The sequence below is a fragment of the Pseudodesulfovibrio portus genome, from assembly GCF_026000375.1.
Taxonomy (GTDB): Bacteria; Desulfobacterota; Desulfovibrionia; order Desulfovibrionales; family Desulfovibrionaceae; genus Pseudodesulfovibrio; species Pseudodesulfovibrio portus.
Window position 1 is genome coordinate 690,530 of the sequence record NZ_AP026708.1, and the last position, 14,699, is coordinate 705,228.

At 61.6% G+C, this 14,699-nt stretch carries 17 protein-coding genes; 10 read left to right on the forward strand and 7 right to left on the reverse strand.

The window, feature by feature from the left end:
* Nucleotides 1–214: 214 nt before the first annotated feature.
* The 6 genes from rpsF to OO730_RS03515 are packed head-to-tail and all read left to right on the forward strand — an operon-like array spanning nt 215 to nt 4,583.
* The gene (gene rpsF / locus OO730_RS03490; RefSeq protein ID WP_264983193.1) at nt 215–505 is read left to right on the forward strand and encodes a 30S ribosomal protein S6; all 291 of its coding nucleotides are present in this window, start codon (nt 215–217) and stop codon (nt 503–505) included.
* Between the two features lie 11 nt (nt 506–516).
* Nucleotides 517–780 carry a 30S ribosomal protein S18 gene (gene rpsR, locus OO730_RS03495; RefSeq protein WP_128327797.1) on the forward strand — a complete coding sequence of 88 codons (264 nt, stop codon included), beginning with the start codon at nt 517–519 and terminating at the stop codon, nt 778–780.
* A 12-nt stretch (nt 781–792) separates the two neighbouring features.
* Nucleotides 793–1,344, forward strand: coding sequence for a 50S ribosomal protein L9 (gene rplI, locus OO730_RS03500; protein ID WP_264983194.1), 552 nt, complete (start codon nt 793–795; stop codon nt 1,342–1,344).
* Nucleotides 1,313–2,767, forward strand: coding sequence for a replicative DNA helicase (gene dnaB / locus OO730_RS03505; protein WP_264983195.1), 1,455 nt, complete (start codon nt 1,313–1,315; stop codon nt 2,765–2,767). The genes rplI and dnaB overlap by 32 nt, the downstream gene beginning before the upstream one ends.
* A 21-nt stretch (nt 2,768–2,788) precedes the next feature.
* On the forward strand, nt 2,789–4,081 hold the full coding sequence (locus OO730_RS03510; RefSeq protein WP_264983196.1) for a phenylacetate--CoA ligase family protein: 1,293 nt from the start codon (nt 2,789–2,791) through the stop codon (nt 4,079–4,081).
* A 4-nt stretch (nt 4,082–4,085) separates the two neighbouring features.
* Nucleotides 4,086–4,583, forward strand: coding sequence for a DUF456 domain-containing protein (locus OO730_RS03515; RefSeq protein ID WP_264983197.1), 498 nt, complete (start codon nt 4,086–4,088; stop codon nt 4,581–4,583).
* Nucleotides 4,584–4,654: 71 nt separating this feature from the next.
* On the opposite strand, the gene OO730_RS03520 is transcribed toward OO730_RS03515, so the two are convergent.
* Nucleotides 4,655–5,089, reverse strand: coding sequence for a carboxymuconolactone decarboxylase family protein (locus OO730_RS03520; RefSeq protein WP_264983198.1), 435 nt, complete (start codon nt 5,087–5,089; stop codon nt 4,655–4,657).
* A gap of 133 nt (nt 5,090–5,222) precedes the next feature.
* Between OO730_RS03520 and thrC the strand changes: the two genes are divergently transcribed.
* The 3 genes from thrC to OO730_RS03535 all read left to right on the forward strand — a co-directional run bounded on the left by thrC (nt 5,223) and on the right by OO730_RS03535 (nt 8,431).
* Complete coding sequence (gene thrC / locus OO730_RS03525) at nt 5,223–6,671, forward strand: threonine synthase (protein ID WP_264983199.1); 1,449 nt, start codon at nt 5,223–5,225, stop codon at nt 6,669–6,671.
* A 141-nt stretch (nt 6,672–6,812) separates the two neighbouring features.
* Nucleotides 6,813–7,562 carry a TlyA family RNA methyltransferase gene (locus OO730_RS03530; protein WP_264983200.1) on the forward strand — a complete coding sequence of 250 codons (750 nt, stop codon included), beginning with the start codon at nt 6,813–6,815 and terminating at the stop codon, nt 7,560–7,562.
* The gene (locus OO730_RS03535) at nt 7,559–8,431 is read left to right on the forward strand and encodes a DMT family transporter (protein WP_264983201.1); all 873 of its coding nucleotides are present in this window, start codon (nt 7,559–7,561) and stop codon (nt 8,429–8,431) included. The genes OO730_RS03530 and OO730_RS03535 overlap by 4 nt, the downstream gene beginning before the upstream one ends.
* Here the strand turns inward: OO730_RS03535 and OO730_RS03540 are convergent.
* From OO730_RS03540 to OO730_RS03555, 4 genes are all read right to left on the reverse strand, one after another.
* Nucleotides 8,428–9,252 carry a rhodanese-like domain-containing protein gene (locus OO730_RS03540; protein ID WP_264983202.1) on the reverse strand — a complete coding sequence of 275 codons (825 nt, stop codon included), beginning with the start codon at nt 9,250–9,252 and terminating at the stop codon, nt 8,428–8,430. The two genes, OO730_RS03535 and OO730_RS03540, sit on opposite strands and share 4 nt — an antisense overlap.
* 101 nt (nt 9,253–9,353) lie before the next feature.
* Nucleotides 9,354–10,064, reverse strand: coding sequence for a CbiQ family ECF transporter T component (locus OO730_RS03545; RefSeq protein WP_264984117.1), 711 nt, complete (start codon nt 10,062–10,064; stop codon nt 9,354–9,356).
* Complete coding sequence (locus OO730_RS03550) at nt 10,064–10,804, reverse strand: energy-coupling factor ABC transporter ATP-binding protein (protein ID WP_264983203.1); 741 nt, start codon at nt 10,802–10,804, stop codon at nt 10,064–10,066. Before OO730_RS03550 ends, OO730_RS03545 begins: the two co-directional genes overlap by 1 nt.
* Nucleotides 10,805–10,913: 109 nt before the next feature.
* A complete protein-coding gene (locus OO730_RS03555) occupies nt 10,914–12,113 on the reverse strand; it encodes an OmpP1/FadL family transporter (RefSeq protein WP_264983204.1) in 1,200 nt (399 codons plus the stop codon).
* Between the two features lie 296 nt (nt 12,114–12,409).
* Here OO730_RS03555 and OO730_RS03560 point away from each other — a divergent pair, with 296 nt between their 5' ends.
* Nucleotides 12,410–12,865 carry a hypothetical protein gene (locus OO730_RS03560; protein ID WP_264983205.1) on the forward strand — a complete coding sequence of 152 codons (456 nt, stop codon included), beginning with the start codon at nt 12,410–12,412 and terminating at the stop codon, nt 12,863–12,865.
* Nucleotides 12,866–12,874: 9 nt separating this feature from the next.
* Here the strand turns inward: OO730_RS03560 and OO730_RS03565 are convergent, their stop codons facing one another.
* Together OO730_RS03565 and OO730_RS03570 are read right to left on the reverse strand one after the other, a co-directional pair.
* Nucleotides 12,875–13,621 (reverse strand): DUF4198 domain-containing protein, encoded by a 747-nt coding sequence (locus OO730_RS03565; protein ID WP_264983206.1) that lies wholly within the window; start codon nt 13,619–13,621, stop codon nt 12,875–12,877.
* A gap of 125 nt (nt 13,622–13,746) precedes the next feature.
* Entirely contained in the window at nt 13,747–14,670 is a 924-nt protein-coding gene (locus OO730_RS03570; protein WP_264984118.1) for a bile acid:sodium symporter family protein, read from the reverse strand.
* Nucleotides 14,671–14,699 lie beyond the last annotated feature (29 nt).

Here is a 14,699-nt window from a genome sequence, read left to right on the forward strand (position 1 = left end):
CCGGAGGCTGAGGCCCCGGCAAGGATTCCTGCGGCTGGACGCCGCCGGACAAGGACGATAAGAACAAGGACTGATGCACGGGAGGGGGATGCGCCCGCCGGGCCGTTAGGACAGCCCGACAACTTGACAGGCGTATCATTTCCAAATATGTAACCCCTCTTGCCTTGCTCTCCCCTGGTTGGGGAGGGCCAATTGACCAAAAGGAGTTTTGAAAATGGCAAACAATTACGAGACGCTCGTGCTTCTCTCTCCCGAGTTGGCCGAGGAAGACAGGAAAGGTATCCTGGACAACCTCACCGGCATCGTGGACCGTGAAGGCGGCAAGATGGTTGAGACCGACGACTGGGGCATGCGCCAGCTGGCCTACCCCGTCGAAAAGCAGACCCGCGGTTACTACGTCCGCCTGGTGTTCGAAGCCCCCGGCGCGCTGGTTGCTGAACTGGAACGCAACATCCGCATCACCGACGGTATCTTCAAGTTCATGACCGTCAAACTGGCTGCCTAGGAGGTTTCACCATGGCATTTCGCAAGAAATTCACCCCGAGGAAGAAGTTCTGCCGCTTCTGCGCGGACAAGGAACTGCCCCTGGATTACAAGCGCCCCGACATCCTTCGGGATTTCGTGACCGAGCGCGGCAAGATCATTGCCCGCCGCATCACCGGCACCTGCGCCAAGCACCAGCGTCGCCTGACCAACGAAATCAAGCGCGCCCGTCAGATGGCCCTGCTGTTCTACACCACCGTTCACAGCACCGATGTGAAAAAGCGGAGCTCCATGTAGGAGGGAGGACCAATGAAACTTATTTTACGCGCTGACGTCGACGCCCTGGGTCGACTCGGAGACATCGTTACCGTCAAGTCCGGGTATGGACGCAACTACCTGATCCCTCAGGGACTTGCCAAGCCCGCCACCGAAGCCAACCTCAAGGCCTTCGAACTGGAACGCCGCAAGCTGCAGGAACAGGCCGACTCCCTTCGCGCCCAGGCCGAAGGCCTGGCCGACAAGATCGCTTCCACCCCGGTGGAGATCGAAGTCCGCGTCGGTGAAGGCGACAAGCTGTACGGCTCCGTCACCACCGTGAACATCGGTGACGCCATGGAAGCCGCCGGCGTCGACATCGACCGCCGCAAGATCATCCTGCCCGAGCCGATCCGCGCTCTGGGCGAGTATGAAATCGAAATCCGCCTGCACCCGGACGTTCACGGCGAGCTCAAGCTCTCCGTCGTCCGTCACGGCGGCCCTGTGGAAGAAGAAATCATCACCGAAGAACCCGCTGAAGAAGCGGTCGAAGCCGTCGAGGAATCCGTAGAGAATGCCGAAGACGTCGAGACCGCAGAGGCCTAACAAAGGCCAATACGACACCAATCCGGAAGGGGCCCTGGAAAGGGCCTCTTCCGATCTCGTTCGTAAAGTCCCCCCACATTCCCTGGATGCGGAGCAGGCCGTCCTCGGCGGCATCTTCCAGTCCAACACGATGTTCCACGAGCTGGTGGACATCATCTCCGCCGAAGATTTCTATTCCCCGGTCCACCGCGACATATTCACGGCCATAATCGACCTCTACGACGCCCATGAGCCCATCGACGTCGTCACCGTGGCCAACCAGCTGGAAAAGAACGGTACCCTCGAAACCGTGGGCGGACCGGCCTACATCGCCGAACTGTCCGACTCCGTGGTCAGTTCCTCCAACGCCAAGCACCACGCCCAGATCGTCCGCGACAAGTGCATCCTGCGCAAGCTCATCGACATCTCCAGCGGCATCATAGCCAACTGTTTTTCCTCCCGCGACGTGGACGAGGTCCTGGACGAATCCGAAAAGGAAATCTTCCAGATCGCGCAGTCCAAAGAGATGCGCGGCATGCTCTCGAGCCAGCAGCTCGTGCCCAAGGTCTTCGACGAGCTGACCACCCGGTTCAACAACAAGTCCGTGGTCACCGGCATCCAGACCCACTATCACGACTTCGACGCAATGACCGCCGGTCTCCAGAACTCGGACCTGATCATCATCGCGGGCCGCCCGTCCATGGGCAAGACCGCGTTCGCCCTGAACGTGGCCCTGCGCGCCGCCGTGCGCAGCGAATGCTCCACGGCCATCTTCTCACTGGAGATGAGCATGGAACAGCTCATGACCCGCCTTTTGGCCGTGCAGTCCAAGGTGGAACTGAGCAACCTGCGTACCGGCTACCTGGACGACGCGGACTGGACACGCCTCTACGACGGGGCCGACATCCTGAGCCGCGCACCCATTTTCATCGACGACACCCCGGCGCTTTCCACCCTGGAACTCCAGGCCCGCTGCCGCCGCCTCAAGGCGGAGAGCAACCTCGGCCTGGTCGTGGTCGACTACCTTCAGCTCATGCGCTCCAGCGCCCGGCCGGACTCCCGCGAGCAGGAGATCTCGGACATCTCCCGCCACCTCAAGGCCCTGGCCAAGGAGCTGAACGTGCCGGTCATCGCCCTGTCGCAGCTCAACCGCAAGGTCGAGGAGCGCACGGACAAGCGGCCCATGATGTCAGACCTGCGTGAATCCGGCGCCATTGAACAGGACGCCGACATCATCATCTTTCTCTACCGCGACGCCGCCTACAACAAGAGCGAGGACAACCCGCTCAAGAACCACTGCGAAATCATCATCGGCAAGCAGCGCAACGGCCCCACCGGCAGGTGCGAGCTGTACTTCAAGAAGGAATACACCCGCTTCGAGAACATGGACGCCACAGCATACCCGTCCGAACTTCCCGAAGGATTCCACCCTGACAGTGACTAACCCTCCAGCCAACGAACCGCCATGTATTACGATCCCGTAGAGGCCATGGACCGCGCCGCCCTGGAAGAACTCCAGGTCGAGCGACTCAAGGAAACCATCGCGAACGCCAGGAAGTCGCCCTTCTACGGTGCACGCCTGGCCGGAGTGAATCCCGAGGATTTCAAGACCCCGGCGGACATCACCAAGCTGCCCTTCACCACCAAGGACGACCTGCGCAGCCAGTACCCCCACGGGCTGCTCACCCGGCCCCTGGACGACTTCGTGCGGTTGCACGCCTCCAGCGGCACCACGGGCACGCCCACGGCGGTCTTCTACACGCAGAAGGACCTGGACACCTGGGCGGACCTCATGGCCCGGTCGATGCATTGCTGCGGCTGCCGCAAGTCCGACGTCTGCCAGAACATGTCCGGCTACGGGCTGTTCACCGGCGGCCTGGGCATCCACTACGGGGCCGAACGGCTGGGCATGCTGACCATCCCGGCGGGCGCGGGCAACACCAAGCGCCAGATCAAGCTCATCCGGGACCACAATGTTTCCGTGCTGCACATCATCCCCTCCTTTGCCCTCTACTTCGCCCAGAAGGTCGAAGAGGCCGGTTACAACGTCAAGGAGATGCCGTGGCGCATCGCCCTGATCGGAGCCGAGCCGCACACCGAGGAGGCGCGCCGCAAGATCGAGGAGATGATGCACATCAAGGCCTACAACTCCTACGGGTTGTCCGAGATGAACGGCCCGGGCGTGGCCTTCGAATGCGTCGAGCAAAAAGGCATGCACCTCTGGGAGGACGCCTACATCGCCGAGATCATCAACCCCGACACCGGGGAACACGTGGCCGAGGGCGAGATCGGCGAACTGGTCATGACCACCATCCTGCGCGACGGCATGCCCATCATCCGCTACCGGACCCGCGACCTGACCCGGTTCATTCCCGGCCAGTGCGGATGCGGCCGCACCCACCGCCGCATCGACCGCATCGCGGGCCGTGCCGACGACATGATGATCCTGAAGGGCGTGAACATCTACCCCATGCAGATCGAGCAGACACTCATGGCCATGCCCGAGGTCGGCCAGAACTACCTCATCGAACTGGTTCGCGAAGGCGTGTCCGACCAAATGCGGGTCAAGGTCGAGATCAAGGACGAATTCTTCGTGGAAGACATGCGCGCCCTGCAGGGACTGCAGAAGCAGATCGCCAAGAACCTGTGCAACGAAATCCTGATCACCCCGCGCGTAGAACTGTGCCAGTCCGACTCCATCCCCAAGGCCGAAGGCAAGGCCGTGCGTGTGGTGGACCGCCGAGGCGAAGAGGACTAACGGCATGGAATATGTCTGGGCCATCCTGACCATCCTGGGCCTGCTCTTTTCACAGGTGCTCCAGCTCTTCAGCATGCCCGCCAACTGGGTGGCCATCGGCCTGGTTTCGCTCTGGAAGTATCTCTATCCGGAGTCCATGACCTGGAACTTCATCATCATCCTCGCCGTGATCGCGGCCGTGGCCGAGGGACTCGAATTCTTTCTCCAGGCGCGGTACGCCGGAAAATACGGGGCCTCCACCCGCGGCAACGTGGGCGGCATAATCGGGGCCATTGCCGGGGCCGTCTTCGGGGCGTCCTTCCTGCTGGGCGTCGGAGCGATCATCGGCGCCCTGGGCGGCGCCTACCTCGGCTGCCTCATCGCCGAGATGCCGGGCCGGTCCAGGCCCGAGGCCTTCCGTGCGGCCAAGGGAGCATTCGTGGGCAAGGCGCTCGGCTTCACGGTCAAGACGGCCATCGGCGCATGCATCGTGGTCGTGTCCATCCCCCGGGTTTGGCCGTAAGGCCCTCCAAATCCGGAGACATGCTACTGGTTGTTTCGGGGAAGACGTGATGCACGTCTTCCCCATTTTCCTTATCCCGGCAACAAATCCCGCTCTCTCAAGTAGGCCATTACCCGGGTTATTTCCCCCATGCCCATGGTCCCGCCCAAAGCCAGAGCCACCGAACAGGTCTCCAGAATCTCATCCACTGAAGCTCCCTGCTTCAACGCCTCCTCCGTCTGATACAGGATGCAAGCCCTGCACCCTTCGACCAACGCACCGACCAGGGCCATGAGCCGCTTGTTTTTGCCGCTGACGACCCCGTCCTTGTATACTTCCTGGTTGAGCGCAGTATAGGGTTCAGCGATTTCAGGCATCAATCGTTTGAACGTACCGGCATTTCGTTCGTTGGCCGCTTTCAACTCCACTTGGCTTTCCATGTTGGTCCACTCCTTTTCCTGCATCGTGCCAAAGGCAACCTTCCAAGACAAACGGATGTTCTGAACCCCTGCTTCAAGAATTCCCATATCCCCAACGACTCCTGCACACAGCCAAACCAAGTTTTTTTGACTTGCCATACCATACCTTTTAAGCGAATCTTTGAGGCCTTTCAGGGGCAAGGTATTTGAGAGAGAACCTTTATCTTCTTTGGGTGAGCCGATGACTGCCGATCTTTTTCCCGCCTATCGCGGACACATGGAATACTTCTGCCTAGGTTGCGGAAAGCGATTCCCCACCGACGAGCTGTACTACACCTGCCCGGACTGCGGCGGCGTGTTCCTGCTGGACAACCTGCTCTTCGACGAATTGAAGAAGACGCCGGGCAAGCAGTGGCGCGAAATCTTCGACTCCCGAGCGGCCTCCAAGAAAACCGCCCTGCGCGGCATCTTCCGCTTCTACGAACTCATGGCCCCGGTGCTGGAAGAAGAGGATATCGTCTACCTCGGCGAGGGCAACACCCCCCTGGTGGAATCCAGCCCCGGCCTCAACGCGGCCACCGGCCTGCGCACGGCATACAAGAACGACGGCCAGAACCCGTCCGCGTCCTTCAAGGACCGGGGCATGGCCTGCGGCTTTTCCTACCTGCGCTCGCTCATCCGCAGGCACGGCTGGGACCAGATCCTGACCGTGTGCGCGTCCACGGGCGACACCTCGGCTGCGGCGGCCCTGTACGCCTCCTACGTTGGCGGGGCCATCAAGTCCGTGGTCATCCTGCCCCACGGCAAGGTCACCCCGGCCCAGCTCGCCCAGCCCCTCGGGTCCGGTGCCATCGTCCTCGAGGTGCCCGGCGTGTTCGACGACTGCATGAAGGTGGTCGAGCACCTGGCCGACAACTACCGCGTGGCCCTGCTCAACTCCAAGAACGCCTGGCGCATCCTCGGCCAGGAGTCCTACGCATTCGAATGCGCCCAGTGGTTCGACTGGGACATGAAAGGCAAGTGCATCTTCGTGCCCATCGGCAACGCGGGCAACATCACCGCCATCATGGCCGGATTCCTCAAGCTGTATGAACTGGACATCATCGACGAGCTGCCGCGCATTTTCGGCGTCCAGTCCCACCACGCGGACCCGGTCTACCGGTACTACGCCGTGGACGACCCCGATGAGCGCGAGTACGCCCCGGTGACCGTATCCGCCTCCGTGGCCCAGGCGGCCATGATCGGCAACCCGGTCTCCTTCCCCCGCGTGAAGTACTACGCCGAAAAATTCGAGGCCGTGGGCGGCAAGCAGGCCTTCCAGGTCCTCCAGGTCACCGAACAGCAGATCATGGACTCCATGATCCAGGCCAACATGAACGGCCACATCGCCTGCACCCAGGGTGGCGAGACCTTTGCCGGGGCCAAGCGCGCCCTGGAACTCGGCCTGGTCTCGACCGACGAACTGTGCGTGCTGGATTCAACGGCCCACCAGCTCAAGTTCGTGGACTTCCAGAACATGTATTTCGACAACGCCTTTCCCCCGGAATTCGAGATCACCCCGGACACGGCCCTGGCCAATAAGCCCGAACTGGTCATCACCCCGGAAGAAAAGGAAAAACTCTCCGCCGAGGAATACACCCAGACCACCGCCGACAACGTGGTGGCCCGCCTCGGCCTGGAAAAGAAATAAGTTTATCCCAGCCCCCGTTCTTTCAGCGAAGCGGCTATAAAGAGCTTTGGAAAAGAAGGGGTTGGGGGTCTGGGGGAAGGGGAGGAAAGAACCCTTTTCAAAGGGTGTTTCCTCCCCTTCCCCCAGCCGCCGGAGGCACCCATGGCAAAAAAACAACGGGCTGACCACCTGCTGGCCGCAGGAGGGTATGCCGAGAGCCGCGAGAAAGCCAAGCGGCTGATCATGGCGGGCAAGGTCCACTACCTTGACCGGGGCCAGAAGGTGCCCGTTTCCAAGCCCGGCCAGCAATTCTTCCCTGACACCGAGTTCGCGGTCCCCGAGGACGACCGGTTCGTCTCGCGCGGGGCGTACAAGCTGCTCACGGCCATCGAGGAATTCACCCTCGACTTCACGGGCAAGGCGGCGCTCGACGCGGGCGCTTCCACCGGCGGCTTCACCGACTGCCTGCTGCAGCACGGGGCCGTCCGCGTGTACGCCGTGGACGTGGGCTACGGCCAGCTGCACGAGAAGCTCAGGCAGGACGATCGGGTGGTCAACCTGGAGCGGACCAACGTCCGCCACGCGGAACCCGACCTGATCCCGGAGCAGGTGGACGTCATCGTGGCCGACGTTTCCTTCATCTCCCTGACAAAGATATTGCCCGCCTGCATGCAATTCCTGGCCGATGACGGCGAACTGGTGGTGCTCATCAAGCCCCAGTTCGAGGTGGGCCCCGGCCAGACCGACAAGGGCGTGGTCCGGGATGAAGGCCTCAGGCAGGAGGCCGTGGACATGGTAACCGGGTTCTGCGAATCCGAGCTCGGCCTGACCGTCGTCGGCGTGGTGCCGTCGAAAATCCTGGGCCCCAAGGGCAACCAGGAATTCATGGCCTACATGAAGAAAACGGCATGATCAGGGGACTCGTCTACGCGCTCATTTCCGCCACGGCCTTCGGGTCCATGGCTATCATGGTCAAACTCGGCTACGAGGCGTCCATGACCGGGCCGGTCATGATGCAGTCCCGCTTCACCCTCGGCGTGCTCGCCCTGCTCCTGATCCTCCTGGTCAAGGACCGCACCCTGCTCCGCATTTCACCCAGGAATCTCGGCAAATGCGCCTTTCTGGGACTGGTCGTCTACTGGAGCCAGACCACCTGCTTTGTGGCTGCCCTGGAGACCATACCGGCCTCCACCACGGCACTGATTCTCTACGGCCACCCCATAGCGGTCGCCCTGCTTTCGGCGTATTTCCTGGATATGAAGCTCGACCGGCCGGTGGTCGTTTCGCTGGTCCTGGTCATGGCCGGATGCTGCCTGGTTTTTTACGACGCCTTCCTGCGGGAAGCTGACGGGACGGGACTGCTCTACGCCCTGGGAGCAATGGCGGTCTTCTCCCTCTACCTGATCCTGGTACAGGTGCTCCTCAAGGGAATGCGCCCCCTGAGCGCGACCTTCTACGTCATGCTGTTCGCGGCGGTGTCCTTCACCCTGTCAGGCGACGTTACGGCCTGGTCACGGCTGTCGGCGGATCAGGCCGTTATCGCGCTGGCGCTGGGACTGGTGCCGGGCGTGATCGCCGTCACGTTCCTCTACGCGGCCATCGAACGCATCGGCAGCGCCTTCGCCTGCATCTTCTCGTCCGTGGAACCCGTCGTCACCCTCTGGGCGGCAGCGATTTTTCTGGACGAAAACGTGGTCATGCTCCAGATGGTCGGAGCAGCGCTGATCATATTGGGAATAGTGGTGCCGAACATCCGCTCCCGGAGACCGGTCCGAACCTAGATATCCCGCATGTCCATGGACTTGCCCAGCAGCTTGAGGTGGGCCTTTTCCTCGCGGGCCAGGAGCTGCAGGACCTTGCGGGTCTCTTCGCTTTGCGCGGCCTTCGCACACCGCAGGTAGTAGTCCAGGGCCTGGGCCTCGATCATGGCCGACAGCTGGAGAATCCCCTGCTCGTCGTCAAAGGCATCCGGGTGCCGGTCCAGAAACTCGGCGATCTCGACGCCGCCTTCCACGACGCCCTCGCTCTCAAGGGCCAGCTTCTCGAACGCGCTCAGGTCAATGTCGCTGCCGGTGAGCCTGTTGTAAAGCGTGAACAGCGTGTCCTTGTGCCGATCCTCGAACACGGCCAGCTCCATGAACAGCTCGATGCGTTCCATGGTTTCGGCCCAATCTGCCCGTTGGGTGTAAAATATCTGCAGGGCGTTTTCCATGGCGTAGGCCTTTAGGACCACCTCTTCCGGGGTCTCCCTGCCGGTGAATTCCACCAGGCCGAGTTCCATGGGGCCAAAGGCGGTGCCGCCGCTCCAGCCGGAAATGCCGCCCACCAGGTTGCTGACATCCGTGAATCCCTGCCCCTGAAGCAGGCTGGCGGCGGCAATGCTGCGCCCTCCGGTGCGGCAATACACCAGCAGGGGCTTCCCGGCGTCGAGCTCGTCCATGCGGTCGGGGAGATCCGACAGCGGCACCAACAGCGCCCCGGGGAGGTGTTCCTCCTCGTATTCCCACTCCTGTCGGACATCCAGCAGCGTATAGGATTCGGGTTTGTTCTTCTCCATGAAGGAGCGGGCCTGGTCGGGGAGCATCATTGCAATCTCTGCCATATCATCCTCAGCGGTCGAAAGATCACGGACGGCTTGAAACGACAACTGCGAAAAACCGTACGGCATGTCGCCGCCTTGCGTCAATACGGGACCGGTGAGGATCAGGGAATGAAGAGAAGAACGACGACGATGGCGATCAGACAGGCCCAGACCAGGTCCAATGCGGCCCAGCGGAAGTCCGCCTCCCACGCCTCGGGGCCTTCCAGGCCACGGCTGGCCACGGCCAGGGTCTGGCTCCAGGTCTTCTGCCCGAGGTTGCGGATAACGGCCTGGGGGATGACCCGCGCCTTCATGATCCCGCCCATTTCAGGGCAGCGGCGGTCCAGCGCGTCCCGAACACCGATCACGGTGGACAGGCAGATGGGCAGGAAATGAACCATCAGGGCCAGCGACAGTGCCACGCGCCAGGCGCGTTCCCGCCCCACCAGGGGCCGGATGTACCAGGCCACGGCCAGGCCGATGGTCCTTGGCGATGTTGACAGGGCCAGAACCAGACCGAGAAGCACCAGACCGGTCAGCCTGACCGCCAGTTGCCCTGCGTCCGCGAGGATGTACTCAGACGGGACGCCGGTCATTGCGTCCACCCCGGACTTGACCGCGACCCAAAGGAAAATGAAGAAGAAAAGGCTCTTTACCATCCGGGAGCCCAAGGGGCGGCTGGCGGACAGCATGGGAACGAGAAAGAGGAAGACCAGCGCGCAGAAGGCCGCCGAAGCCACGTGCACCTTCCACAGGCACGGGCCGAGCACCAGCGCGGCCGCCAGCTTCAACCGGGGATCGAGAGCGCGCAGCCCGTCCGCCACCGCACGCATCACGCGCCCTCCTCTTCCCAGGCGGCGATGGCCCGGTCCGCGCTCCATGAGCAGGGCGGCCGGACGCCGTGTTCAAGGACACGATCCAGTACCTTTTCGGGCGGTCCGGACAGGACCAGGGCACCCTTGTCCATTATGGCCAGCTCGTCCACCAGGTCGATGAAGCTCTCAAGATCGTGGCTGGACGCCACCTGGGTCAGTCCGCGCTGCCTGTTTTCGGCCATGATGGCCCGCATTTCGCGGATACCGGGGTAATCCAGACCGCTGAACGGCTCGTCAAGAAGCAGCACCGAGGGTTTGTCCAGCAAAGCCGCGGCCAGGCAGACCTTGCGCTTCATGCCCCAAGAAAGGGACTGCACGGGCCGTTCCCAGGCTTCCAGGAGGTCGAAGCGTTCGGCCATTCGCCGAGCCTCGGCCACAGTGGCCTCGCTGCGCTTGCGCCCCATGAGCAGGTCCTCCTCCACCGTGCCGCCGAGAATCTGCAGGTCCGCATCCTGCATGACCATGCGGCAGACGGAACGGATGGATTTCTCCATGCCGGGACTTTTGCGGTCCGCCACGGACAGGGACCCGCCCGTGGGCGAATACAGCCCCGCCATGAGGGACAGGAGCGTGGACTTGCCGCTGCCGTTGGCACCGACCAGCCCCAGGAATCGCCCCTTGGGAACGTTCAGGGAGACATCGGTCACGGCCTCTCCGGTCGCACCGTATGAGAAGGTCACGGAGTTCAGATGAATCATAGATTACCTCGCATCCAACATTTCATCATGGCCGGGCCGCCTGTCAACGACTGATCAAAAAAAAAGCCCCCGCCGAAGCGGGGGCCGTGGTGTCATGAGACATGCTTTCCTAGAACTTGTAGCCGAGAGAGAGGCCCAGGCCCCAGGTCTGTCCCTGCTTGAAGTCCACGGAACTCCTGGTCGCGCCGTCGAACATGGTCAGGGCTTCACGCTCTTCGGTGAAGATGTACATGCCGGCCAGGTCGGCGGTCAGGTCACCGAAGGTGTACCCGGTGCCGAGGGTGAACATGTGCCGATCGTTGGCGGGCAGCATCAGGGATGCGTACGCATGCCGGGTCGGGGTCTGGTCGAACACGTAACCGGCGCGCAGAGCCCAGTTGTCGGTGGCCATGTATTCGGTGCCGAGCTGGAAACGCCAGGTGTTCTTGTAGTTGAAGGTCTCGACGTTGTCGGGGTACAAGGCGCTTTCAAAATCGAACGACATGTCGTTGAACAGTTCCCAGCGGGTGAAGATGACATCGAATTCAAAGCTCAGGTCTTCGGTCAGCTGATAGCCGAGGCCCAGGGAGTACTGATCAGGGAAAGTGGCTTCGACAGTGGCGTTGGTCTGAGGCAGGAGCCCGTCCAGTTCCGCGTCGCCGTGGCCGGTGAAACTGACCGGAGCCCGGTAGGAGAAGCCCACGGAAAAGTCGTCGGTGAAATCATACAACAGGCCGACGTTACCGGAAAGAGACGTTCCCTCGACCTCGACGTTGAACGGCCTGCCGGTGGCAAAGTGCTGCTTGGTCACGTAGAAGGAGCCCTTGATGATCTCGAGACCGCCGGCGATGGACAGGGAGTCGTTCACCTTGTATGCGATGGTCGGGTTGAAGGAGAAGGACTCGAGCTTGGCCTCGCGCAGCAATGTGGCGCCGGTCCAGCCGTCTTCGTACTTGGTGCCCAGGCCGAAACGGGTGAACTCGCCTGCGCCGATGAACAGCTTGTCGTTCACCTGATAGGTCGCATAGGCATGCGGGACGGCGAAGACCTGCTGGGAAGTCGAATTCTTGGTCCCGTTGATGTTGACATCGGAATTCGGGGAAATGGCGGTAACGCCGGCATAGACCTGTATACCCTCGAGGCGGGTCATCTGGGCCGGATTGTAGGCGATGACGGACGGATCGTCACCGGTTGCGTAGTAAGCGGTGCCCTGGCCGAGGGCTGCGTTGCCCCATTCGAACAGGCCGAAACCGCCTGCCTGGGCGGTCGCTGCAACAGCGAACAGGCAGACGAGCAAACTCATGACGAAATAGACGGATGCACGTTTCATCCTTCCCCCTTAAACGGCTGCTCACTCTCTCGGCAGCTGTCGTTGTCCAACGCTTCCGTCACCCTCCCAGATGCTGCGGTATCCTTCCGCCCGGAAACATTGAAGTTGATATTTTGCACAAACTCACACTTCATACCCAAACAGGAGAAAAATGTCTAACTGAAAATCCAATTTAAACGCTTGTTTGAATTGAATTTTACGCAACAGGCGCAGCCCATGCCCAGCGGCACGATTCTGGCAGCCAACACCTTGTGCACAACAACCGGGAAAGGATTTCCCATCAAGCGGGAAAAAGCATGCAGGACTTCATTCCGAAACTGGATATCAAGGAAAAGAGTTTCCACGGGATTCTGGCCATCGGCGGGATCGCGGGCGTCATCGAAGGGACCATGCAGTACGGGTTCACCCTGCACACGGCCTTTCCCGGCATGATGCTGACGCTCATCGGCGCCTTTCTGGGGGGATTCACGGGCTTCTTCCTGAAGGACCTCGTCCGCACCTGGCGCGGACTGAAGCCTTACCGGGGGGTAAACAACGACGGCTGGACCATGGGCGCGTTCATGGGCGCCTTTGTGGGCACCCTGCTCCAGGTGATGGCCAGCCCGGACGGGTCCAACCTGGTGATCGGCTCCATCATCGGCGCATTCGTGGGCGCAACCTGCGGGGCCTTCCCCGACGAATTCGTCACGCCCATCCTGGGCAGAATGCAGAAAAGCCGCCCGACCGGAAAGGTGGCCGGGCGGCATGGTTGAAGAAACGGATTATTTCATTTCGACCCAGATGACGGCACCGAGTTCCAGCTCCCGGCCCTCATAGGGCTGCGCGTCGGCGTTCAGGCCGGCAAATCCCCACCACCCCTTCCACGGGCAGACAAAGGTGAAGACGCCGTTGCCGTCGGCGATCACTTCCTGGGTGACCATGCGCTCGTCGGGCGCGGTCCTCTTGCCGTCCTTGTTGTAGAACTCCACTTCCACGCGGGTATACGGAGCGGGCTTGCCGTCCAGCATGACCACGCCCTGGAACACGTTCCCGGCGTAATTGCCGAAGGGACGGGTCAGGGGCACGATCTCGGTCTTCAGACCCAGGGGCTGGTTCCATTCCTCGCCCTCGCCGTAGCCGTCCACCACGACCTTGGTGATGTGACGGATGTAGTTGTTCTCTGCGTCTTCCTTGTAGGGAACCGGGTCAAAGACAAAGGCGTATAAGCCGGGCCGCTTGACCTGATAGGACGTCTTCCAGGCCAGATGATCCATGACCTTGGTCTCCTTGAGGGTCGGCAGCAGATCGGTCTTGTTCTGACCATCCACGACCACGAAAAATTCTGCGGGCTTCTCGAGCTCCATGCCCACTCCCTCGAAGGGATGTGAGAACGACAGGACCATTTCCACGGTCCGCTTGTCCTGGCTGGTGGCGTCGGTGTCGGGAATGAGCATACCGAAGTGCGCAAACGCCTGTCCGGCGAACAATACCGCCGCCAGAACGGCGACTACGGCGATCATCTTTTTCATCAGGTGTTCCTCCTCTTGTACGAACATCAATTCAGATTTCATGGTCAACTGAAAGATACTAATATCAAATCAGTAACACCCGTCAAGCACAGAATCCTGAATTTTCAAATTACCTTTCAGCGTGGCTACCCGTTCCTGCGATTCCAGCGGCGGGCCAACGCCACCCCGGAGAGGTTGTGCCACAGGCTGAACAACGCGCCGGGCAAAGCCGTGGCCACGCCGAAGTGCTTGACCGCCAGGGCTACGCCGAGCCCGGAGTTCTGCATGCCCACCTCGATGGCCAGGGTGCGGGCGTCCTGCCTGGAGCAACGGAAGAGCCGGGCCACGCCGTATCCGGCGGCCAGGCCGAAGCCGTTGTGCAGGGCCACGCCCAACAGGACCAGAACAGGAAAGGCGAGCAGGGTTTCCCGGTTCAACCCCATGATGCAGGCGATGAGCAAGACGATGACGATGATCGAAAAGGAGGGGAAATAGCGCAGCACCGGCTCCAGCCTTGCCCGGAAGAGCCTGCGCAGCACCAGGCCGTCCACCAGCGGGAAGATCACGATCCAGAATACCGACCGGACCATGGACCAGAACTCGATCTCCACCTGCCGCTCCAGGATCAGGTAGATGATGGCCGGTGTAAGAACCGGCGCCAGGCAGGTGGACGCAAGGGTCATGGTCACGGACAGCGGGACATTGGCCCGGGCCAGGTAGGCGATGACATTGGAGGCTGTGCCGCCCGGGCACGCACCCACGACCACCATGCCGACAACGGCTTCCGGGGGCAGGCCGAGAATAAAGGAAACGCCCACGGCCAGGCCGGGCATGATCACGTATTGCAGGACCATGCCGAGGCCGACCAGCGGCCACTTGCGCAGGATATTGCGGAAATCCTCGAATTCCAGGGTCAGCCCCATGCCGAACATGATCAGCCCGAGGCCGAGCGGGATATGCGGCTTGACCCAGATGAAGGACTGCGGCCACGCCAATGCCAGGGCGGACGCAACGACCGCGATGAGGAGAAACTGCCTCTCGATGAATTGAGGAATCGCGTGAACGGTCATGGCGGTGGCGTGACCCAAACCGCGCCGCA

What these genes read in the sequence shown, in the direction of transcription:
- rpsF (WP_264983193.1), top strand. Translation starts at nt 215, where the DNA reads ATGGCAAACAATTACGAGACGCTCGTGCTTCTCTCTCCCGAGTTGGCC.
- rpsR (WP_128327797.1), top strand. Translation starts at nt 517, where the DNA reads ATGGCATTTCGCAAGAAATTCACCCCGAGGAAGAAGTTCTGCCGCTTC.
- rplI (WP_264983194.1), top strand. Translation starts at nt 793, where the DNA reads ATGAAACTTATTTTACGCGCTGACGTCGACGCCCTGGGTCGACTCGGA.
- dnaB (WP_264983195.1), top strand. Translation starts at nt 1,313, where the DNA reads ATGCCGAAGACGTCGAGACCGCAGAGGCCTAACAAAGGCCAATACGAC.
- OO730_RS03510 (WP_264983196.1), top strand. Translation starts at nt 2,789, where the DNA reads ATGTATTACGATCCCGTAGAGGCCATGGACCGCGCCGCCCTGGAAGAA.
- OO730_RS03515 (WP_264983197.1), top strand. Translation starts at nt 4,086, where the DNA reads ATGGAATATGTCTGGGCCATCCTGACCATCCTGGGCCTGCTCTTTTCA.
- OO730_RS03520 (WP_264983198.1), bottom strand. Translation starts at nt 5,089, where the DNA reads ATGGGAATTCTTGAAGCAGGGGTTCAGAACATCCGTTTGTCTTGGAAG.
- thrC (WP_264983199.1), top strand. Translation starts at nt 5,223, where the DNA reads ATGACTGCCGATCTTTTTCCCGCCTATCGCGGACACATGGAATACTTC.
- OO730_RS03530 (WP_264983200.1), top strand. Translation starts at nt 6,813, where the DNA reads ATGGCAAAAAAACAACGGGCTGACCACCTGCTGGCCGCAGGAGGGTAT.
- OO730_RS03535 (WP_264983201.1), top strand. Translation starts at nt 7,559, where the DNA reads ATGATCAGGGGACTCGTCTACGCGCTCATTTCCGCCACGGCCTTCGGG.
- OO730_RS03540 (WP_264983202.1), bottom strand. Translation starts at nt 9,252, where the DNA reads ATGGCAGAGATTGCAATGATGCTCCCCGACCAGGCCCGCTCCTTCATG.
- OO730_RS03545 (WP_264984117.1), bottom strand. Translation starts at nt 10,064, where the DNA reads ATGCGTGCGGTGGCGGACGGGCTGCGCGCTCTCGATCCCCGGTTGAAG.
- OO730_RS03550 (WP_264983203.1), bottom strand. Translation starts at nt 10,804, where the DNA reads ATGATTCATCTGAACTCCGTGACCTTCTCATACGGTGCGACCGGAGAG.
- OO730_RS03555 (WP_264983204.1), bottom strand. Translation starts at nt 12,113, where the DNA reads ATGAAACGTGCATCCGTCTATTTCGTCATGAGTTTGCTCGTCTGCCTG.
- OO730_RS03560 (WP_264983205.1), top strand. Translation starts at nt 12,410, where the DNA reads ATGCAGGACTTCATTCCGAAACTGGATATCAAGGAAAAGAGTTTCCAC.
- OO730_RS03565 (WP_264983206.1), bottom strand. Translation starts at nt 13,621, where the DNA reads ATGAAAAAGATGATCGCCGTAGTCGCCGTTCTGGCGGCGGTATTGTTC.
- OO730_RS03570 (WP_264984118.1), bottom strand. Translation starts at nt 14,670, where the DNA reads ATGACCGTTCACGCGATTCCTCAATTCATCGAGAGGCAGTTTCTCCTC.